We start from the raw sequence: 21,197 nt of genomic DNA, 5'->3' as shown, positions 1-21,197 counted from the left end.
CCATAATGATTGATAAATCTTCACGACCTGATTTAGACCTCGAACTTTTTCAGCCTCCAACACGTTCTTGGAGTGGACGCTTTGCTGTTTTTTTAGCGGCGTTAGCCTTATTTTTTACCCTTATTGGCATAGGTGCTGGCTATCGGCACTGGCAACGCATGAATATTAAGGTCACGGCTACTCAAGAAACACTCAAGCAACAGCAACAGCACCTGACTCAAGTACCCACCCATAATAAAATTCAATTATTAGAAAGTGAGCTAGAAAAAACCTTAACACATCAACGCCAGTTACTAAATGAGCGTCTGGCTGCCATTCAAATACTAGAACAGCAAACTCGACAATTTGCTAATACTGTGTCTAAGCAAACTGAGCAAATCACTCGCATCCAAGGACAACTACAACATAATATCAAACCTACTAAGCCCCAAGAGTGGCAAAGTGCTGAAGTACAATTTCTATTAAAACTCGCTAACCGTGAATGGCAAATCGCACAGAATAAAACCGCTACGCTTGCTGCACTCAAAGAAGCGGATCAAGTGTTAGTGAATTTATCCAGAGTGGAATACTTGCCCACCCGCCAACAAATTGCCCGCGATATAGGGCGTATTGAGACCTATCAAGGCTTAGATTCTGCTTATATTACTAGCCAAATGAATCAGCTTCGCCACTCTCTAACCCTGCCTAAAGCCTTAACGCCCGACTTAGAAGCACAATTAACGCCCACTGATTCATCACGTTCCTTAACAGGATGGGAGCGTTATGCTAGCGAGGCTAAAGCGTTATGGAGTCAATCCTTTACCATTCGCCAAACTGATCAGCCACTACCCACTATTTTAGATGCTGCTAGTAGCCAACAGCTTTACCAATTGACTTTAGTACGCTTAGAAACTTTGCAATTACTCTTATTGCAAGGCAATGAAGCCTCTATACAAAACCAATTTCAGCTTTTAATTGAGACTCTGCAACAACACTATCCTAAACAACAAGCAGCAGCTTTAATTCAACAGCTAGAGCAACTTCAGCAAATGACTAGGACTATACAACGCCCGCCGTTAGAAAGTTTAGCCGTATTCAATAGTGTTACTTTTCCTGCTAACTCCTCTGAGGTACAGCGCTAATGCGGTATTTAATGGGATTGGGAGCAGTAATTCTCATTTTTTTGGGGCTGCTCTATTGGTCGATTAATCATCCGGGCATGACCTTAGTGAGTTGGGATGAAAATCCTACTTATATTCTCCAAGGGCGTACAGCCGCTTTTATTTTATATTTAGTATTAGGTTTTTTGGCTCTGCATTTTGCTTTAAATGCTTTTTATCGCTTACTGCATTTACGCCAAACGCTAAAAGAGCGCTATGCAGCACGGACTTTAGCACGAGGTTTATTAAAACTCACTGAGGGTAATTGGAGCCGAGCTGAAAAACTATTGCTATACCAAGCTGATGAAACCGAAATGCCGGTGGTGAGTTATATTGCCGCTGCGCGAGCGGCTCATATGCAAGAGGCTTATGATCGCCGTGATGAATGGTTAAGACGTGCCTTATTAAATAATCAGGGTTCTCGATTAGCCGTAGGGGTATCACAGGCTGATATGCAAATGGCGGCTAATCAATTAGAGCAAGCGCATGCTACTTTATTAAGTTTGCAACAATTAACCCCTAAACATCCTTATGTCTTAAAGTTATTAGCTCGTGTGTTATATCAACAAGAAAATTGGGATGAGCTAGTTAATCTTCTGCCAGATTTAATTGCTCAAAAAATTTTAAAACCTGAGGATATGCAAACCATTGAAAGCGCAACCTTAACGGGCATATTTGCCAAGCAATTAAAACTAGGCGGCAGTACTAAATTAAAGGCTATGTGGCAACGTTTACCGGAGCAAATAAAAGTACATCCTGATGCTATCTATCTGTATACCAAAATGCTACTCAAAGCAGAGGACTATGACACTAGCAAAGTAATGATTGAGAGTACCTTAAATAACTTATGGATAGATAACCTAGCTGAGCTATATGGCAGAATACCACATGCAGATCTGGAATCCGCTTTAAAAAATGCCGAGCAATGGCAAACTACTCAAAGTAATAATCCAGTATTATTATTAATATTAGCGCGTCTCTATCGACAAAAACAGGATTGGCTATTAGCTAAACATTATTATGAATCTAGTGTTAATCAAGCCCCTAATGCTGAAGCTTATTTAGAACTAGCTGAGTTATTGGATTATTTAGGAGAGACAGAGAACGCACAGTATAGTTATCAAATTGGGTTACGCTACAGCATTTATCATAAAGGGGAAAGATTAATTTTGAAGCCTAACCCTAATGTTTAGGGTAACACAATTAATTAGCTTCTCTAAACCTAAAAAAAGGGTAAATTTTTAGTTACCCTTTTTATGACGCACTCATGGCTAATTAACGCAGCAACTCCAAACGTGCTACCCCTGAATCAATAGCCGCTTGTGAGACAATCGCTGGAATACGCTCGCGTAACCGTGCATCGAGTGGTTTAGGAATAAAATACTCTTTGCCAAACTCTAAAGACTCTAAATTATAAGCCTCTAATACCGCTGGTGGCACAGGTTCACGCGCTAGCTTGGCTAAACCATGCACGGCAGCAACTAACATTTCAGTATTAATACATTTAGCCCGCACATCTAATGCGCCTCGAAATAAAAACGGGAAGCCTAAGACATTATTAATTTGATTAGGATAATCACTACGTCCTGTTGCCATAATTAAATCATCCCGCGTTTGCATGGCTAAATCGCGGGCTATTTCAGGATTAGGATTCGATAAAGCAAAGACAATAGGTTTATCAGCCATTACCTTTAACATTTCAGGCGTTAATAAATTAGGTCCTGATAAACCAATAAATACATCCGCACCTGTACAAGCATCTGCTAAGGTACGTAATGAGGTATTTTGCGCATATGCTGCTTTATATTCATTTAAGTCGCTGCGCTCGGTATGAATAATACCTTTACTATCCACCATAAACAGGTTTTCTTTTTTAGCGCCTAATGCGGTGAGCATATTCATAGACGCAATACCCGCCGCCCCTGCACCTAAACATACGATTTTTACCTGATCAATCGTTTTGCCTTGAATTTCTAAGGCATTAATCAGACCTGCGGCAATAATAACCGCAGTACCGTGCTGATCATCATGGAATACCGGAATATCCAGCATCGCTTGCAAGCGCTTTTCAATTTCAAAGCAACGCGGTGCACTAATATCTTCTAGATTAATCCCACCAAAAGTCCCTGCAATGTTTTTAACGACGGTAATGAATTCTTCAACATCCTGAGTGGCTACCTCAATATCAAATACATCCACATCAGCAAAGCGCTTAAATAACACACCTTTACCTTCCATGACGGGCTTACTGGCCAGAGCACCCAAGTTACCTAAACCCAAAATCGCCGATCCATCACTAATAACAGCTACCAGATTACCTTTACTCGTGTAGCGATACGCATCTTCTGGATTAGCCGCTATGGCTTTAACAGGTTCTGCAACCCCAGGGGTATAGGCTAGGGATAAGTCACGCTGGGTATTGGTGGGTTTACTGATGTGTAAAGCGATTTTGCCGGGCTTGGGTTCAGCATGATACTGTAGGGCATCATGGCGCAAATCTTTAATCATGGGTCTCTCTCCTGTTGTACTCAAACTGTCAGGGTAGTTTAAGTTCTGACTTGATAAGGGCGTTAAATAAAAAACTTACCCCTCTCCTAACGTGGTTGAGTTAGGAAAAGTTTTCAGCCTTATCATTGCAATCATGTTAAGTGGATAATGTCTAGTCAAATTAGAGGGGTGAGTGTATCACCACGCTCAAAGGTTGTAATCTTTATTGAAAAGTACAACATCCCGCGAGGCGGCGCTCTATTTTTTTAAATCTAAGTACTTGAGTCAAAGTAATCGTGCATTTTCTCCGCAGCCGCTGTGAATACCTCCCTGTACGCTTCAAGGCGGCATCCTTGCCACCAAGACTGCTCCAAAAACACACGCTTACTTTTAGCTAGGTACTTATCATTTAGAATTTACTAATCAGCTAGCTAGCAATAAAAAAAGGCCGCATTGGAGCAGCCTTTTTTAACACAGCTAATGCTATTAGCTTAATGTTAACCGCGTTGATAGCGACGATTGAATTTATCAATCTGACCCGCTGTAGAAAGAGCGGTCGCTTGCTTACCGGTGTAGAAAGGGTGAGATTGACTAGAAATCTCCACTTTAATCAGAGGGTAGTCTTTACCTTCATAATTAATAGTATCTCTAGTTTCAGCGGTTGAACGTGTTAAGAACGTGAAGCCGCTAGTCAGATCCTGGAATACGACTTCTCTATAATTTGGATGAATACCGGGCTTCATGTTGAAGTTCCTCAATGTATGGTATGTCGAATTTACGAAAGGGCGGTATACTAGCAAACTCTACCTGTGACTCGCAATCACTATTTTGCTCAGTACTCTATTTCCAATCCCTTTAAAGACCCCTTAAAAATTTTCGGTGGAAGTGAATAAACCTACGCGTAGATCTTTAGCTGTATAAATTTCCTTACCATCCACCTCTAAACTACCGTCCGCAATTCCCATGACTAATTTACGCGTAATAACACGTTTTAATTCAATTCTATAAGTCACCTTTTGCGCTTTCGGGAGTACCTGACCAAAGAATTTAACTTCGCCCACACCTAAGGCTCGTCCATGTCCGGGGTTACCTAACCAAGCCAAATAAAATCCCACCATTTGCCACATAGCATCTAAACCCAAACACCCCGGCATAACCGGATCTCCGGGGAAGTGACAGGCAAAAAACCATAGGTCTGGATTAATATCTAACTCAGCAATGATATTACCCTTGCCGTGTGCTCCACCATGATCTGTAATCTCAACAATTCGATCCATCATCAGCATATTCGGCACAGGTAACTGAGCGTTCCCCGGCCCAAACATTTGGCCATGACCGCATTGTAAGAGTTCCTCACGATTAAAACTGGCTTGTCTAGACATCCTCGCCCCACAGCAATTAAAAAGATAAATTATAGAGTTTAGCCTAAGAGATAATCTAGGCTTATCCCCAGAAACACCGCCATTCCGAACCAATTATTGTTGAGAAAAGCTTGAAAACACCGCATACGCTCACGCTGGCTAATTAAATATTGCTCATAAAGCGCAAAACCTAATGCTACTAACAGACTTAAATAGTAAATCCAACCTAGGTGAGCGAGTTGCCCAACCCAGATTAATAAGACTAGCGTTAGGAGTTGTAATAGACCAATCACTAGCTTGTCGTAGCGCCCGAAAAAGATGGCTGAGGATTTTACGCCAATTTTTAAATCATCCTCTCGATCACTCATAGCGTACATAGTGTCATAAGCCACTGTCCAACAAAGCGAGGCTAGAAACAATACCCAAGCCACTAGCGGTGGCCATTCATTAGAGATAGCGGTAAAAGCCATGGGAATACCCCATGCAAATGCAGCACCTAAATGAGCTTGGGGTAGAGAATGAATACGTTTCATAAACGGATAGGTCAGTGCTAATACGACCGCACCTAACGATAGAAGAATGGTTTTAGTATTAAGCTGTACCACCAGCAAAAAGGCTAACAGGCATAACAGCGCACAAATAAGTAGTGCTTCTTGCGCCGAAATATACCCTGCGGCTAACGGGCGCTGACGGGTGCGCTCCACGTGGGGGTCAATATCACGATCCGCATAGTCATTAATGGCACAACCCGCCGAACGCATTAACACTACTCCTAAAACAAAAATCAGGAGTAACGACAGCGGAGGAATACCTTCAGCCGCAATCCATAGCGCCCATAGCGTTGGCCAAAGTAACAAATAGATCCCAATAGGACGGTCTAAACGTACCAACTGGGCATAATACTTTAAACGCTGCATCATGGGGTTTGATCAATCATCAGGCGCTTAACCGGTTGCCCCTTTTGCAGATGGCTCTCGATGATTTCATCTAAATCTGCCTCATCCACATAGCTATACCAAATAGCCTCTGGGTAGACCACCATCACCGGACCACACTCGCAACGATCCAAGCAGCCTGCATTATTAATGCGTACTTTACCACTACCATTTAACCCCAAACTCTTACAACGCTGTTTAGTATAGTCGCGTAGTGCATTGGCATTATAATTAGCACAACAATTTTCACCATTAGCGCGTTGGTTGGTACAAAAAAACACATGATATTTAAAATGCGACTCTGACATGATCAATCCCAAGGGTAGGTAAAGCTAAGCGGTATCATGCCAGAAAAAAAATAGGACGGAAAATCCGTCCTATCTTTAAAAATTAAGCCAGTATTATTGCTTTGGCGCTTCAGCAGGAGCGGCTGCGGGGGCAGCAGCAGGAGCAGCGGCTGGCTCAGCAGGAGCAGCGGCAGCAGGGGCAGCAGGGGCAGCAGCAGGAGCCGCCGCTTTGTCATCTTTACCACCACAAGCAGTTAAAGCTAAAGCAGCTACTAAAGCAGCTAATACTAAACGTAATTGAGTCATTATTAATCTCCGCAAATAAAATAACAGATAAAAAAACACGAAGCCCTGATCCAGTTAACTCAGCTTCACAAAGTCACATCCTAGTGGGCTTTAATTAACCTAGTTAACTTGGCGCAGATATTATTACATTATAGCGTAGATGCGGTAATTTTTTTAAACTAACCCCTAAGGGCTAGTAGATTTAAAAAGCATCGGGTCTACCTAAAGCCATCAAACTGCCATTAATGGTAGCACCCTGCTCAACCTTAATTTCTGAATAGTGAATATTACCTGTCACTTCAGCGCTAGCAGTCAACGTAATACGCACCGAAGCAAAAATATCTCCTGCTACTTTACCCGCAACAATAATAGTCGGTGCGCGAATTTCACCCGCCACCTCACTATTTTCTTGCAAATGTAAAGACGCACTCGAATCAACAGGCGCTACAATATTGCCACTGACTCGTCCTTGTAAATATAAGTTGCCGCGAAAAGCAATATCACCAATGACCTCAATATCAGCATCAAACTGAGAGGTATTTAAAGAAGAAGGATTACCAGACATCGATTTTGTTATTCCCAGTGCTATTAAAAAGATTTAACGCGTAGTACGTAATTGTGCTAGCTCACGCTCTAACGCCGCTATTGTATCATCGCGCCATTGTAAGTCTTGTAGTAATGCGCTTACCCGATCTTCGGTCGCTTGTAAACGCATGACTAGATCCGTATCACTGCTCACCGTATCTAACTGAGCACGTAATTTAGTGAGATGGTCTTCAGCTTCCTTAAGATCACGCCGCAAATTAGCATTATCCCGATGACATTGTTCTAAACGGGAGCGAGCCTCAAAAGGATCTGTAGTCAGGGGTAAGGTGTTGACTGGTAATTTGGGTTGACGTAAACCACGGCCCCACCATCCCAAGATCATGCCACCTAGCGTGGCAATAACTAAGAAAGCAGTTATTTGGCCAATTAGATACAACATTGAACTTCCTCACTGAGACAACTGTGCCAATCATTATATAGTTTAATATTGATCAAAACTCATGTAATGCCTTAGCACCCTGACATGACTAATGATTGTACGCTAAATTTTATTGCTAATAATTAAAAAAACTTCTGTTGAAAACCACTTCGCGCACTATAAACTAAGCAAAGCCCGCTATGTAGTTGTCAAAGTGTATGTTAGAAAATTTATTTAGTGCTGAAAAATCAGAACGTTTGCCGCAAATAGCCTTAGCTTTTAGGCTACCTGAAGTCAAATCCTTACAATTTGACGAAAGTTTTGATCCTTTATCGACGTGGCGTCACTTTACCCATCACATCCGCCGCTACCCACAAGACTTACGCGCTCATACGCAGCGGGTGTTATTAGCCACGCAGTCACCCCTACATAGTAAACTAGCGGGCACACTCCAAGATTTATTTATTACCTTAGGCTCCTCTGGGCAAACCTTGCGCGAAGAATTATTAGAATTAGCCCGCCCGCATTTGTCTAGCTCTGATATTAACTACTTTGAAGATTGGGTTAAAAATAATATTGATCCTGCTCAAGATGCGCCTTGGCGCGAAGGCTCAATTCTGGTTTCTGGAAATGAAACTAAACCTAAGATACTCATCAAGCTACAAAAAACTACCACTACAGCCCAGTATGCGTCTATATTAGATGAGGTCTATGATTGCTTAGAATATGGACAAGTCGAGCGAGCGCGTGAGTTATTGGAAACTGAGTGCTTACGTCCCGCTCATGACCCCAGACTTGACCAAGAGTTGTTAAATATCTATCAGTATACCCGTGATCAAGCGCGTTTAAATCAGATGATTAATGCTATGCAGCAAGCTGGCCTAACCGTACCTGATTCATGGTTTGACAAGAGGCAGGAAGCCATACAATGGTAATACAGTCGCAGAATGGGAGCCTTGGTGATTATGCAGAATGACACCCTCAAAGTAAGCCTGCTCACCATCAGTCCTCATAATCGAGCCATTTTAGAGTTCTTTTTTGCAGGAGCTGGTAAAACTTTATTTCGCATTACGTCCGCCCATGAGGCTGAGGCCTTTATTATTGACTACGATCATCCCGGCGCACGCGAAGAGTGGGAGAAACTGCATTTAAATCAACCTAGCCCATGCATTGTCCTTTCTATTCGTGATGTTAGTTTGCCTAATAGTATTTGGGTAGCGAAACCTTTAACCTCTAAGGCATTAACAGAGGCAGCTCAGCGGGTACAAGCTTTACTGCAAAGTAGTGGACTATTAAAACCCCAACCAATAGCCCCTATTACTACACCTACGCCCTTACCCGTTCCAGCTCCTAAACCTGTTAGCGTTGAAGCACCTAAAACGCCGCAACCACAACACTTTGCGAACTTACCTAGTTTTGGTTTGAACCCTGCTCCCAAGGTGAGTGCTGCGCCACCGCCGGAACCACCTAAAGTAACTGAGTCTAAAGCAGTAGTATTAGAGGAGAGTCTAACTAACCTTTCTACAGCGAGTGCGCCTCCTAAGCCTAGCAACAGCACTCCACCTAGTGCCACGCGTAGTCCTAAACCACTGCTAGTACGGGATACCGTCACCTCAATGGCTGAGCCACCCAGTAGCGAAGACCCCGTGAAACGCCAGCAACGTTGGGCTTTATTGTGTGGTACTTTGCCAGATACTACGCCAGACAATTTACAGCGTAATCGACATATTTTTGATGCGAATCAGTATCTATTAGGTCCACTAATGCAAGCGGCTCAACAAGCCAAACAAACGGGGCAAGTCTTTCAGGTCTTTATCACACGCCAGCACTATATTTTACTGCAACCTCAGCCGTATTATGCTTTTAGCTCCTTAGACATCCACGGTGCTGAATTTGCTAATTTGTGTACTAATGCCAATATGTTAAATCAAGTACACATTCACACACCTAATGCTGCTGAACAGGCTCAACTAGACGCTTATACCCAACAGCATCCTACCCATCTTTACGATCTAGAGGCTTGCCTTTGGACTACTGCCTTATTAACGTCTGGGGGACGTTTAAGCCCATTGTATGAGCCTACTCAAACGTATCGGCTCAAGCATTGGCCTAATTTGACCCGCTTGGAATCCATTCCGCATGTCATGAGCATAGCCGCTTTGTGGAATCAACAAGTCGCCACCCCATTTGACATAGCCAAACAACTAGGTATTCCACAACGCTATGTATTTGCCTTTCATAGTGCAGCCAGTTACCTCCAGTTGTTACATCGGGAGCAAGCTGCTCCTAAACCCAATCCAACAACCGAACCCAAGAAAAATCGCGGACTCTTCTCTCGTTTGTTGAAGCGTCTACTCGGAGGAGGCGCAAAGTAACTGTATGAGTGTAACCAACAAAAAAATCATTTTCACCGGCCCTGTCGGTTCAGGAAAAACGACCGCTATTAATTCAATTAGCGATATTCGTACTGTTACTACTGATGCAATGGCGTCAGATATGACGCAAAGTCGTAAACCACAAACGACCGTGGCGATGGATTATGGCTTGATTACGCTAGATGGGGATGAACGTATCCATTTATATGGCACTCCGGGGCAGGAGCGTTTTGATTTTATGTGGAATATTCTGATTAAAGGCGGTATTGGGCTTATACTTTTATTAGATAATACCCGTAAAGACCCCTTTCAGGATATGAAGTTTTATACTCATGCGTTTCGTGAATTTATTGAACAACAACAACTGGTAGTGGGTATTACCAGAATGGATTTACAACGCAGACCGGGGCTTACTGAATACCGTCAATGGTTAGAGCAATTAGGTTTAAAAGCTCCGATTTTTGAGGTAGATGCACGCAGCCGTAATGATGTTATAACACTGGTGCAAGCACTACTTTACTCACTAGATCCGGGGGTTTCTGTCGATGAGTGAATATGTATTAAGTGATAATTTATATTTAGGAGTAACACCGGGCGGCGTTTATTACACAGTACAAGATAATCATGAAGAGCCTGGGCGTCTCTTTTTGCATCGCTTACTACAGGAAAGTCAAACACCTTTATTTAACACCGACGTAGCCTGTCGGCTTAGTGGTATGAAACGTCAAAGAGCGCTTGAGTTTGTGCACTGGTTACAAGAAGCTGGCTTAATTATCGGTTTAGAACAACTAGAGCAAGCTCCGCAAGAATCCTTAGAGCGTATTTTACCTAATTTATTACGTGCACTCTCCGATGAGGGTAAAGCGGTACTGGCTGAAAGTCGTGGTTTATATTTAGGCAGCGCCGGATTTCCTCATGAAGCTGCTGAAGAATTAGCCGCATTAAGTGCTAATTTAACGGCGGTTTATGCGCGACATAAAGCATTATTGCAAGGTAATCTTCGCTATAATCAACGTGCCTGGGGTTTAATAGATGCTACAGGAAACAGCGAGTTAGGGTTTTGGCCGGTATATATTGGTAATAATCGGTTTACCCTAATTATTGGTGGAATACCACAATTTAACCAACCCTTATTCAAGCAATTGATTTGGGCTTTGGAATTACGCTATGGCTCCACTAAGCTAGAATCACTATAAATTGAACATCGTTAAGATGAATCATCGCAAGGAGACAATAATATGCGATCCGAAATGCTTAGCTCGATCCTGAGCGATCTGAATGGGTCATCTGCTGACATTGAAGCCTCAGCAGTATTATCAACAGACGGTCTAATGATTGCCTCTATGCTGCCTAGTGGCATGGATGAGGATCGAGTCGGTGCCATGAGTGCGGCTATGCTGTCCCTTGGTGATCGTACTTCAGAGGAATTAGCACGCGGTGCATTAGAGCAAGTGCTGATTAAAGGTGATCACGGCTATATTCTAATGACTCACGCCGGAAAAGATGCAGTAGTAACTGTTTTAGCAAAACCGAATGCGCGTCTAGGCTTAATTTTCTTAGATGTAAAACGCGCCTCAGAAAGTATTGCTAAAATTATCTAAGCACACTACTGATTTCCTAGTGGTCATCCTTTTGATTAGCCACCACAGGATGCTGTGATTTTATATATTTAGTTGCAAAGTAGTAGTTACAATGAATGCACTTAACCCCATTAAGCATCTCTCTTACTCGCTCCCTTTATTATCTAAAGTGGGTTTGCTGTGCTTAATTGCCTCCGCTGCTGAAGCTAAAACTATTACTATTCAACCGAATGATACTTTAAGCGATATTATTTACACGCACTATCCCAATGCGAATAATCCGCTTGAGATTATGCGTAAAGTACACGCTAATAACCCCAATGCCTTTGTCGCTAATAACCCTAATCGCCTCATTGTCGGTAAACAATTAACCCTAGATGATGAGGCCCCACAAACCTTAGAGTTAGAAGCTCAAGCCCGTATTGAGCTACTGAATACTGAGAAACAGTCGCTCAATACTCAATTACAAGCAGTAGAAAAAGAAAACGGTGAACTGAAACTCCTGATCAAGCGTTTTGAAGCTGAACAGGCGACCGTCACTGCCACTGCCCCCAATCCTGCCCTTGAAGAAGAAAATACCCAATTAAAGCTGCTGATCAAGCGTTTTGAGAGCGAACAAAAAAGCTATGACGCAACTATTCAACAGCTTGAAAGCAAAATTACTGCGCTCAATGAAAAAATAGCTACCACTACCGTTGACCCCACCCAAGCGGCAGCAGCTAATGAGTTAAGCACTAAACTCAGCAATGACCTAAAAAAAGCACAAGACGATTACGCAACCTTAGAAGCGCAGCTAAAAGAAGCCCGTGATTTAGCGGCTAAAAGTGATCAACAACTAGCTGATATAAAAACTCAGCTCACCACACAACAAAACACGAATAAAGAACTCAGCCAAGCACTCCAAGAAGCACGCGACCTCAATAGCCAACTGACTTTAAATCTGCAAACCAAACAGCAAAGCTCCAACTTACCTTGGTTCTTAGCAGGGGGTACGGCTTTATTATTGCTCCCTCTATTATGGCTGGTGCGCCGTCGCTCAACAGAGAGTACGGTTGCCACTAAGCCGGTGCTTACACCATCCACAGCCCCTAGCAATGCCCCCGATGTGCTCAAAGTAGACAGTGGCATGCAAGTGACTGAACCCCTACCCGGACATTTCGCTTTAGGCTTTAATGAGGGCAATTTAAAGCTCAATATTGCACGCGCATATTTAGATAAGCGTGATGCAAAAGCAGCCTCTGAATTACTACAGGAAGTATTGCGGGATGGCGATGAAGCCCAAAAACAACAAGCACGGGAAATACTATCGTTTATAGCCTGATAGCGAATCTCCAGTATAAACGCATTTAGTCTGAAACCTAGAAACGAACATCCTTAGTATTCTAGTTAACTATATTCAGTCCTTCATAATAATCCGTCAGCAGAGCATTAAAGCCAATGACGGGTAAACAAGGAAGTCTCAAGCGATTCGTTAACCTCAGTTAACAGCATTAGGGAGAATAAATGTCATGAGTCCTTCTAAACGTACTCAGAATCCCATGGTGACGCTTACTATAATAACTAGCCTATTTATTGCGGGTTTGGCAGCTATTACAGTAATTTGGAAACAAAACAGTATTGAGATCGATCTAATCCAACGTACCCGTCAAGCACTAGATCAATTAGGCTTCATGGAAGCACAGGTGCAATTTAGTGGGCGGGATGGAACATTATGGCTAGCCAAAGCAGAAGCCGAACGCCTCAATCCCCATTTAGCCCGCTTAAATGAGATTGAGGGTGTACGCAGTATTAAAACGGCTACTTACACCAACCTAAATACCCCTGTTATCGACTTTAATGCCAACGCCAATGATCTTGATGAGAATGGACTTTATAGCCCTTCCCAAGATCACCCGTTAGAACAGATTAGTTTAACTAATATTCGCTTTCATTATGCGCAAGCCTCACTCACTGCGGAAAGTTTTGGAGTATTAAATAAATTAGTCCATGAGATTAAACAGTATCCTGATATTAAAATAGAAATATCGGGTCACACTGACAATAGTGGTACTGCCTTGGGTAATTTAGCGATGAGTCAAGCGCGGGCACAAGCAGTAGTCAACTACCTCATTAGTAACGGTATTAATCCCAAACAGTTAGTCGCTACAGGGTATGGTTCTACCCGTCCTATAGCCACTAATACAACTCGTTCAGGACGTACCACTAATCAACGTATTGCCCTGACAGTGTTACAGGACAAACCTTAAATGTTGGATCTTTCATTATCAGCTATTATTTTCAGCCTCAGTGCTATGGCATTAGGAGTGGGTTTAGGTTGGTGGATCAGCCATGTACGCCGCACTCAGCAGGATGTGTTAACTCACCAAGAATTGGACGGGCTACGTAATCAGTATGATTGTGCAGTAGAGGAAAATAATCGCCTACGCCAACAACTCAAACAAGTAGAGGAAAACCGAGCCAAAGCAGTGAGTTTATTAGATGCCAGTAATGATTACGGCTACTTTCTAGAAACACGCAAGGCACTAGAAGATAGCCGCAAGCGTTCTGAGTCACACCTGAAAAAACTCCAAGAACAAGAGCAGCATATTATTAAATTAACCTCTATTATTCAGTCCATCCACTCCGAGCACGACGCTCAAATTGGTCGAGGCTTAAACCTACCTAGCCCCTCCGATACTTCAGTGCGCACCTCAGGGTAAGGTGCTAGAGCTAAGTTCAGGGATCAAGGTGTTTTAGGGGCTGCATTGGGAGTATGAATCAGTAAGTAGCCTTGTTTTAAGTCCGCATTATAAATGAGATTAAGCTCTTGTCCGGCAGATACACCTGTGAAGTAAGTTTGGCGGGTTAATTCTGCGGGTTGCCACCACTCCACCGGAGGCTTTTGAGCTAAAAAGCGCTGCTGCATCACCTCAGATGTTAAATCCTCTTGTTTCAAGCGCAAAGAGCGAATGAATTGCTCTACGGGAGTGCGCTCAATAGTAAATTTAAACCAAGCGGTTTTCTGTGTAGGGGTGCGATATTGGATTGCCTCGGAGTATTTAACCTCATTAGGGCGTACATTAAACCAATTAGCTAACGCCTCTTGCGCTTCAGGGGCTGGAGCACGGCGATAGCTAGTAGTCTTAGCTGGCATTAAATAATCCGCCACCCAAGGGGTGACCGTTAAAATCACACCAAATAAAATCAGTACACCCATTAAGATAGGAAAAAAATATTTTTTCATGCCACCAATACTCTAAACTCTAAAAAATCATTCGGGTAAATTAAACAAACGCTTAGCATTTGCTGTAGTTGCTTGGGCAATGGTTGCTAGTGATTCCTGACGTAAATCAGCTAAGGCTTGAGCGATTACCGGTAAACGACTCAGATCATTGCGCTTACCGCGCCATTGGCTATCGGGTTGATCGGGGGCGTCGGTTTCTAGTACTAAAAACTCTAAAGGCATAGCCTGAATCGCGGCCCGTAGACGTTGCGCTCGTTCATAAGTAATTGTGCCCCCCACGCCTAAATAAAAACCTTGTTTCACTAATAGCTCCGCTTGTTGAGTACTACCTGCAAAACTATGAATCACGCCTTTAGCACTAGGGAAACGTCTTAAACATTTTAAAACCGCATCGGTTGAGCGTCGCGCATGAATAATCAGGGGTAAATCTAGCTCACACGCTATGCGAATTTGAGCTATAAACCATTCCTCCTGAGCTTGCACCTCTAATTCGGGTAAATAAAAATCCAGTCCACATTCACCTACCGCTACCGCCCGATGCTCTAGCAGCCATGTTGTTAATTCTTTTAACTGTTGTGGTTGATGCTGCGCTAAATAAATCGGGTGAAAACCAAAGCTGGCATAACAACGCGGCTGCTGTTGATTTAATTTCACAATCGCAGGCCATGCTGCAAAATAAACCGCAGGCAATACTAAGGCCTCAATCTGATGAATTTGCATTTGATTGAGTATTTCACTTCGATCCTGATCGAACTCTGGCGCGTCTAAGTGACAATGGGTATCCATCCAAACCATGAGTTTCACCTACTAAACAAGTGCCTTTACACTATTTGTTCGCTGCAAACGCGTAAATTTGCCACAATACAGTAGCGAAAATCACTGCAACTTACTAAAAAACGCTTTATAACAAGCATAATATCCTAAGAGATACTTGAATGATGATTGCCTCACGCCTTGTCCAATTAATCCAAATCACTGATACGCATTGTTATGCCAGTGATAGTAGTGCTTTAGAGTGGTGTAAAGAGCCGCTACTTTATCCTAATCTCCAATTGCAACAAGTACTGAACTATTTAAGTACTCATTATGCTGATTATGATGCGCTGTTAATGAGTGGTGATTTAGCCCAACAAGAAGTACCTGCTACCTATCAATTACTCAATGAACGTTTGAAGCGCTTTCCTCTGCCCATTCATACGATTCCGGGTAATCATGATACCGTATCACTCGCTCATACTTATTTAGAATCACGCTTCTGGTCTCCTGCCTTGGTGCAATATGGGGTCTGGCATATTTTAATGCTAGATACCAGTCGCGCTCATAAACCGGATGGTCATTTAAGTGCTGAACAATATCAACAGCTCTCAGCATACCTCAACACTATTCCCGCTAATGAATTTGCCCTACTGGTCATGCATCATCATCCTATGGTGATTCATAGTGCTTGGATGGATGGTATGGGGCTACAAAACGCGAACTATTTTTGGCAGTGGGTAGAGCACTATCCCTGCATTCAAGCGGTACTACATGGTCATATTCATCAAGAGTTTAATGCTCACTATCATTACCCTTCAGGACGTGCAGTAGCGGTATATGGCACACCAGCGACTAGCGTACAGCTCAAACCACTCAACCCCACGATTGCGATTGATCACGCTACCCCCGCATGGCGTACCCTACAACTGCATCCTAATGGCTCTATCAGTACTCGCGTACATTATTTGCGATCTTAAGCCACTCGCCGCCAATTTTGTTGCTGATACCAGTCACGGACGACTTGGGCAGCAAACGGTGCATCAGGAAAGTTTTGTCTATACACCAAATCTGCTCTTACCTCAGTCACCTCAGCAATTTCATCATTCAGCTCTAATGTTCCTTCTGCCTCCAAATGAAACGCTAAAATCAAGGCATTCATGGCAAAAAACGAATAGTGTCCAATAAAGCCACGAATACTAGCATCTAAGCCTAGCTCTTCTTGGATTTCACGCACAATGCCTTGTTCAGGGGTTTCATCACGCTCTAAATAGCCCGTGACTAAAGAGAAACTACCTGCTGGCCATTTGGCATTGCGCACTAATAGTATTTTGCCATTATATTCGACTACACCCGCGACCGCAGGCACAGGATTACCCCAATGAATGAAGGAGCAGCGAGAACAAGCGATACGCTCTAAACCATTAATTGAACGAGGTGCTAAAGGATAAGCACAGTGAGGACAATATTTCATAATAGTTACTCGAATCTAAGACTTTATAATTAACGAGTTGCACCAGCTTGAAAGGTGCTGAGCTATTTATGATCCATTATTGCTAGCCCGATGCCAATTATAGCAGCAAATAACCTACAACGGTTTATTAGATTAGGGTTTTTGACCGTGTGCCATGAACTGCATTTCACCGTCTGCATGTACTAGAACACGCGTCACAGTAGCGTAATCAATATGAATTCTTAAGGTTTTTACATAGGGGATTTGTAATACATCCGCCAAAATTACCCGAATCGCCGTCGCATGGGTCAAAATCAGCACCCGCCCCCCTTGATAGGTAGCACGTAGCGCATCCCAATCATTACGCACCCGTTGTACAAAACGATCCATAGACTCCCCTTGGGGTGCACTAAAACGCAAAGGTTGCTGATACCAATATTGCAATAAATCAGGATCACGTTCCCAGATTTGCTCTGGAGTCAAACCCACCCAAGCTCCAAAATTTAATTCATCCAAACCTTCAGCGAGTGTCAATTCACAATCTAAACGTTGTGCTAAATAACGCGCAAAATCATAGCAGCGTCGACTCGGCGAGGTCACAATCGCATCCCATTGTTGATCTTGGGTCATATGATTTAATTGTTTCCAACCAATCGAGCCTAAGGGTTCCTCTTTAGACGAGCTAAATAAGCCAGTAGTAGCCACCTGTCCATGGCGCAAAAAATCAAATAGCGTCGTTCCCTGTTCGCTCACGTCCCACTCCTTACATCACTAGGCTCAACACCTAATAAAACACTAATAGGGATGGGTATGCTAAGCTATTTAATTCAAACACGCCAAAACTAAACACTACAGCGCTTGGTAATTGCACAACTGAAAAAGACTTTTCAACCACTTTGCTACTCTGATGTTTCTTAGGAATCAGCGCTGATATAAGGTATCACTCCACTGCAAGCTGATCGTAGTACGATTATTGCTCTTATCACTTAAGGTCTTATCACGGGTATAAGCTAGTACGGTACTTAAATGAGGTTTCATGCGCCATGTCACTTGTACAGTTTCACGTTTAGGGCTGCGACTCGTTAATAAATTAGCTTCTTGTGCAATAATCGCAGCGCCACTACCCGATACGGTATTTTTGACATCCATACGCTCAAAACGATAAGCAAATTGCAACTTTTTATAATCATAATAAGGGGTTATGGTATAGCTAGTATAATCATTACTATAATCTGCTTTACGGGTGGGGTCGAATAATTCACCCTTGCTACGCGATTGTACCACCTCATACTGCACACCCGTTTTAGAGCCTTTATTGCTAATCCGTCCTAGATCTGCCCATAGACCATTGAGTTTAGTTTTACCCGTAAAACGTATATCAACCGGAATGGTTCCGCCTCCCGAACCATGAGAATGACCGTGATCACCCGTATACCGATCATCACCACGCAATACTGCATGTGCCTGCATACTCCATGCGCCTAACTTCACATCCCATGCATCCCATTGGCGGTTAAACTGTACAAATATATCCTGTGCGCCTTCACCTTTAGTGGCAGGATAAAAATCACCGCGCCACGCCTCAACTCCGACCGTTAAACCTTTAATAGGCTGAGCTTGCACCCTAATGCCTTCATCCTGTACATGTCGTCCAAACAAGGTATCCGTCATTAAAGAGGCTTCGGTAAAACTGACCTCGGAATGATGGCTAAGGCTCGGCGCTAACGCGGTACTCATACGCCCGGCTTGGATTTGTAGCTGATTCGTGGGGCGAAAATTGATTTGTAGTTGCTCTAATTCGGCACTGAGGTCACTAAACTGAGCATCGTGAGTAGCAATGGCTGCTTGTATGTCCCATTTAGGGTTAAAAACGTATTTGCCCCACACGGAGGCATGATTGACATACTCACCTTTTTCAATCGGGGTAGCATGTCCACCCATTAAGGCCCCCGGAATGCGCCACAAACCATCCGTTTCAGCAGCATCTTTAGAGTTAGTGGTGAGATGCGCTGAAGCTCCGATACTCAACTTTGGGGTGCTAGTGTTTTGCATACCTTGACTATGATCTTCACCCTCATGCGCCCAAGCCAGACAAGGCAGACAAGGCAGAGCACATAACATTAGGCTCATTAAGCGTTGCATTAGTTGCTCCCCCAAGGATTGGCATAGCGCGGATTGGTAATGAAATCTTGATCGGTCAAGGTTGTTAAAAAGGCAACTAAGGCTTTAATTTCTGCCTCACTCAACCCCATCGGACGTACAAAGCTGCTTTTATAAGGATTAGCTCGCCCATCTCCGGCATAAGGACCCGAAGTAATATTGCGCCCCCCTGCATTATAATGCCGCACCACCTCCTCTAAGGTGGCAATGCTACCGTCGTGCATATAAGGCGCGGTCAAAGCAATATTGCGCAAAGTCGGTGGGCGAAACCGTCCCATGTCTTCTGGGCGTCCGGTAATTTCAAAAATACCCTCACCCCCCTCAGGATAAGCGCCCGTATTGCCGATGCTATACAAACCATTATTAAAAAAGGCGGTATCAGCAAATTGCTGCGAACTGTCATAGGAAGAGAGCGAAAAATTAAAACCATCATGACAATGGAAGCACTCAGTACGCTCATCAAAGAATAAATCACGCCCACGTTTAGCCTCTTCTGAAATGGCAAAGGCATTACCATTTTCAAAGCTATCAAAGGCGCTATTAAAACTACTCAAGCCCCGTACAAAGCTGGCTAAGGCTTTAATAATATTATCGAAATTAACCGAATCAGCTTGTGCGGGAAATGCGGCTGAGAACAGGGCGCTATAGCGTGGCTCATTTTTAAGACGTTGTAATACTTGTTCTTTATTACCGTCATTAATGCCTAGCTCAACTGGAAACTCACCAAATAAAGGTATCGCGGGTTGTTGCTCTAAAATCACTGTGGTGGGATTGCCCCAATTGACGGAGGCGTTATAAGCCGTATTGACTAAGGCTTGTGAGTGACGCGGGTGCATTTCTCCAGTAGACCCTAAGGGGCGTACTAGACCATCCGAAAAGGCTTTATCCTGATGATGACAAGAGGCACAAGCTTGTGTGCCATTACCGGATAAACGCTGGTCATAAAACAGGTGACGCCCTAGCTGAAACTTTTCCTCAGTCATAGGATTAGTAGCGGGTACTACAGGCAAAGGATATTTCGTGGGAATATCCCACTTAAAGGTTTGGTTATCACGGTTAGGGTCTTGGATAGTTGTACCACTACTACCCGCTCCGCCCCCACAACCTATCAAAAGACCTAACCCTATACCTATCACTAGCCGTGATAACTGAGTTTTAAGCACTTGCACGAGCATCACCTTTGCTAGTTTTTATTGATTACTGACACTAAATACTTGCTGGCTAGCCGCCGCACCCGCTTGTAAAGGATGTGCCATGCCTAGATTACTAAACATAGTGGGGCATTCTGGATCGGTTGTACCTGACATACAACCTACAGCACCGCCTGTTTCAAGGTTAATATTCACGCCTGCAATCAGTTTGCCGTAATCCAATACAATTTTGCTGGTGGTATTAGTAGTGCTATTCGCTGAAAAATCAGTAGTTAGGCTAATAGTTTTACGATTGGGTGCAGTACAACTGACTACCTGCCCTGTAGTGGGATCGCCGGTGCAACCCGTTGAGCCTAAGTGGAAATTAAAGGTTGATACCTGAGTCAAATCTGCCTTAGTCACCTTTTGGCTAGGATTTACATCAAGACGCATGAATTTATGTCCCGATTGCCACGACCACATGAGACCTGCGCGGTTATAGGGAGCGCGTGAAGTGCTAGCATTATGATGATTGGCGGCGGCAGGTACGCCCACAATAAATTCAATACCATTGACTCTAGATAAGTCCACTTTAGCGGAGCCTGCTATTGAGGTATTAATTGGCTTAGTAGCGCCTTGGCAAGCATCCGTTTTATCTTGGAAATCGAGGAGGGCGACACCGTATTGAGGGTCTTGGAAATTATTATCAGTGAGCGTCACATCAATCGTCTCACCTATATTCGTTTTTAATTTGACACCATGTACATAAAAAGCAAAGTCACTGACCTTACCACTATCACCCGTATTACCTAGCGTGGGTAAGGTAGCCGCGCAATTAACACTTACTCCATTAGCAACCGCTTGAAAGGGGATGGTGAGATTGACAGTAGGGGTATCGCCCGAACCACCCCCACCACCACAAGCACTTAAAGATAAAGCACTAGCTACTAATACCGCTAGAATAGGGACATTAAAATTGGACATGGATGCCTCCGCAACTTGACTAATAATTCATGCTTATAGCCTTAGCAAAGACCATGCCCAAGCTAACTTTAATTATTTCAA

26 protein-coding genes are annotated in these 21,197 nt (G+C 43.4%); 11 read left to right on the top strand and 15 right to left on the bottom strand.

Annotated elements, in window-relative coordinates:
• The first annotated feature begins 5 nt into the window (after positions 1-5).
• Positions 6-1,121: a uroporphyrinogen-III C-methyltransferase gene (locus IPL34_RS05785; RefSeq protein WP_296839046.1), complete on the top strand. Its 1,116-nt coding sequence runs from the start codon at positions 6-8 to the stop codon at positions 1,119-1,121.
• Positions 1,121-2,332: a heme biosynthesis HemY N-terminal domain-containing protein gene (locus IPL34_RS05780; RefSeq protein WP_296839045.1), complete on the top strand. Its 1,212-nt coding sequence runs from the start codon at positions 1,121-1,123 to the stop codon at positions 2,330-2,332. The genes IPL34_RS05785 and IPL34_RS05780 overlap by 1 nt, the downstream gene beginning before the upstream one ends.
• A gap of 82 nt (positions 2,333-2,414) precedes the next feature.
• Here the strand turns inward: IPL34_RS05780 and IPL34_RS05775 are convergent, their stop codons facing one another.
• The 8 genes from IPL34_RS05775 to IPL34_RS05740 form a co-directional block, all read right to left on the bottom strand.
• A complete protein-coding gene (locus IPL34_RS05775; RefSeq protein WP_296839044.1) occupies positions 2,415-3,647 on the bottom strand; it encodes a malic enzyme-like NAD(P)-binding protein in 1,233 nt (410 codons plus the stop codon).
• Positions 3,648-4,123: 476 nt separating this feature from the next.
• Positions 4,124-4,369 carry a type B 50S ribosomal protein L31 gene (locus IPL34_RS05770; RefSeq protein ID WP_296839043.1) on the bottom strand — a complete coding sequence of 82 codons (246 nt, stop codon included), beginning with the start codon at positions 4,367-4,369 and terminating at the stop codon, positions 4,124-4,126.
• Positions 4,370-4,492: 123 nt separating this feature from the next.
• Entirely contained in the window at positions 4,493-5,008 is a 516-nt protein-coding gene (gene fabA / locus IPL34_RS05765) for a 3-hydroxyacyl-[acyl-carrier-protein] dehydratase FabA (protein WP_296839042.1), read from the bottom strand.
• A gap of 38 nt (positions 5,009-5,046) precedes the next feature.
• A complete protein-coding gene (gene ubiA / locus IPL34_RS05760) occupies positions 5,047-5,907 on the bottom strand; it encodes a 4-hydroxybenzoate octaprenyltransferase (protein ID WP_296839041.1) in 861 nt (286 codons plus the stop codon).
• Positions 5,904-6,230, bottom strand: coding sequence for a (2Fe-2S) ferredoxin domain-containing protein (locus tag IPL34_RS05755; protein WP_296839040.1), 327 nt, complete (start codon positions 6,228-6,230; stop codon positions 5,904-5,906). The genes ubiA and IPL34_RS05755 overlap by 4 nt, the downstream gene beginning before the upstream one ends.
• A gap of 93 nt (positions 6,231-6,323) precedes the next feature.
• Complete coding sequence (locus IPL34_RS05750; protein ID WP_296839039.1) at positions 6,324-6,515, bottom strand: hypothetical protein; 192 nt, start codon at positions 6,513-6,515, stop codon at positions 6,324-6,326.
• 181 nt (positions 6,516-6,696) lie between these two features.
• Positions 6,697-7,059: a polymer-forming cytoskeletal protein gene (locus IPL34_RS05745; protein WP_296839038.1), complete on the bottom strand. Its 363-nt coding sequence runs from the start codon at positions 7,057-7,059 to the stop codon at positions 6,697-6,699.
• A gap of 33 nt (positions 7,060-7,092) precedes the next feature.
• Positions 7,093-7,479, bottom strand: a complete 387-nt coding sequence (locus IPL34_RS05740) for a hypothetical protein (RefSeq protein WP_296839037.1) — start codon at positions 7,477-7,479, stop codon at positions 7,093-7,095.
• A gap of 197 nt (positions 7,480-7,676) precedes the next feature.
• Between IPL34_RS05740 and IPL34_RS05735 the strand changes: the two genes are divergently transcribed.
• From IPL34_RS05735 to IPL34_RS05700, 8 genes are all read left to right on the top strand, one after another.
• On the top strand, positions 7,677-8,393 hold the full coding sequence (locus IPL34_RS05735; RefSeq protein ID WP_296839034.1) for a hypothetical protein: 717 nt from the start codon (positions 7,677-7,679) through the stop codon (positions 8,391-8,393).
• 30 nt (positions 8,394-8,423) lie between these two features.
• The gene (locus IPL34_RS05730; protein ID WP_296839032.1) at positions 8,424-9,833 is read left to right on the top strand and encodes a hypothetical protein; all 1,410 of its coding nucleotides are present in this window, start codon (positions 8,424-8,426) and stop codon (positions 9,831-9,833) included.
• Positions 9,834-9,837: 4 nt separating this feature from the next.
• The gene (locus IPL34_RS05725) at positions 9,838-10,386 is read left to right on the top strand and encodes an ATP/GTP-binding protein (RefSeq protein ID WP_296839029.1); all 549 of its coding nucleotides are present in this window, start codon (positions 9,838-9,840) and stop codon (positions 10,384-10,386) included.
• Positions 10,379-11,029, top strand: coding sequence for a hypothetical protein (locus tag IPL34_RS05720; RefSeq protein WP_296839028.1), 651 nt, complete (start codon positions 10,379-10,381; stop codon positions 11,027-11,029). Before IPL34_RS05725 ends, IPL34_RS05720 begins: the two co-directional genes overlap by 8 nt.
• A 42-nt stretch (positions 11,030-11,071) precedes the next feature.
• On the top strand, positions 11,072-11,434 hold the full coding sequence (locus tag IPL34_RS05715) for a roadblock/LC7 domain-containing protein (RefSeq protein WP_296839025.1): 363 nt from the start codon (positions 11,072-11,074) through the stop codon (positions 11,432-11,434).
• Positions 11,435-11,525: 91 nt separating this feature from the next.
• Complete coding sequence (locus IPL34_RS05710; protein ID WP_296839022.1) at positions 11,526-12,734, top strand: FimV/HubP family polar landmark protein; 1,209 nt, start codon at positions 11,526-11,528, stop codon at positions 12,732-12,734.
• A gap of 187 nt (positions 12,735-12,921) precedes the next feature.
• Positions 12,922-13,659: an OmpA family protein gene (locus IPL34_RS05705; protein ID WP_296839019.1), complete on the top strand. Its 738-nt coding sequence runs from the start codon at positions 12,922-12,924 to the stop codon at positions 13,657-13,659.
• On the top strand, positions 13,660-14,112 hold the full coding sequence (locus IPL34_RS05700; RefSeq protein WP_296839016.1) for a hypothetical protein: 453 nt from the start codon (positions 13,660-13,662) through the stop codon (positions 14,110-14,112).
• 23 nt (positions 14,113-14,135) lie between these two features.
• Here the strand turns inward: IPL34_RS05700 and IPL34_RS05695 are convergent, their stop codons facing one another.
• Together IPL34_RS05695 and IPL34_RS05690 are read right to left on the bottom strand one after the other, a co-directional pair.
• Entirely contained in the window at positions 14,136-14,636 is a 501-nt protein-coding gene (locus IPL34_RS05695; protein ID WP_296839014.1) for a hypothetical protein, read from the bottom strand.
• A 27-nt stretch (positions 14,637-14,663) separates the two neighbouring features.
• Positions 14,664-15,431, bottom strand: a complete 768-nt coding sequence (locus IPL34_RS05690; protein WP_296839010.1) for a TatD family hydrolase — start codon at positions 15,429-15,431, stop codon at positions 14,664-14,666.
• Positions 15,432-15,571: 140 nt separating this feature from the next.
• Between IPL34_RS05690 and IPL34_RS05685 the strand changes: the two genes are divergently transcribed.
• Positions 15,572-16,369 carry a metallophosphoesterase gene (locus IPL34_RS05685; RefSeq protein WP_296839007.1) on the top strand — a complete coding sequence of 266 codons (798 nt, stop codon included), beginning with the start codon at positions 15,572-15,574 and terminating at the stop codon, positions 16,367-16,369.
• Here the strand turns inward: IPL34_RS05685 and IPL34_RS05680 are convergent.
• The 5 genes from IPL34_RS05680 to IPL34_RS05660 all read right to left on the bottom strand — a co-directional run bounded on the left by IPL34_RS05680 (position 16,366) and on the right by IPL34_RS05660 (position 21,116).
• Positions 16,366-16,863 carry an NUDIX domain-containing protein gene (locus tag IPL34_RS05680; protein ID WP_296839005.1) on the bottom strand — a complete coding sequence of 166 codons (498 nt, stop codon included), beginning with the start codon at positions 16,861-16,863 and terminating at the stop codon, positions 16,366-16,368. The two genes, IPL34_RS05685 and IPL34_RS05680, sit on opposite strands and share 4 nt — an antisense overlap.
• A 132-nt stretch (positions 16,864-16,995) precedes the next feature.
• Positions 16,996-17,595, bottom strand: coding sequence for a histidine phosphatase family protein (locus tag IPL34_RS05675; protein WP_296839002.1), 600 nt, complete (start codon positions 17,593-17,595; stop codon positions 16,996-16,998).
• 168 nt (positions 17,596-17,763) lie between these two features.
• On the bottom strand, positions 17,764-18,984 hold the full coding sequence (locus IPL34_RS05670; protein WP_296838999.1) for a hypothetical protein: 1,221 nt from the start codon (positions 18,982-18,984) through the stop codon (positions 17,764-17,766).
• Entirely contained in the window at positions 18,984-20,171 is a 1,188-nt protein-coding gene (locus IPL34_RS05665) for a methanobactin export MATE transporter MbnM (RefSeq protein ID WP_296838996.1), read from the bottom strand. Before IPL34_RS05665 ends, IPL34_RS05670 begins: the two co-directional genes overlap by 1 nt.
• A gap of 21 nt (positions 20,172-20,192) precedes the next feature.
• Positions 20,193-21,116 (bottom strand): MbnP family copper-binding protein, encoded by a 924-nt coding sequence (locus tag IPL34_RS05660; RefSeq protein WP_296838993.1) that lies wholly within the window; start codon positions 21,114-21,116, stop codon positions 20,193-20,195.
• Between the last annotated feature and the right edge of the window lie 81 nt (positions 21,117-21,197).

This window comes from Thiofilum sp., from assembly GCF_016711335.1.
Classification (GTDB): Bacteria; Pseudomonadota; Gammaproteobacteria; order Thiotrichales; family Thiotrichaceae; genus Thiofilum.
This window is presented reverse-complemented; position numbering and strand designations above follow the sequence as displayed.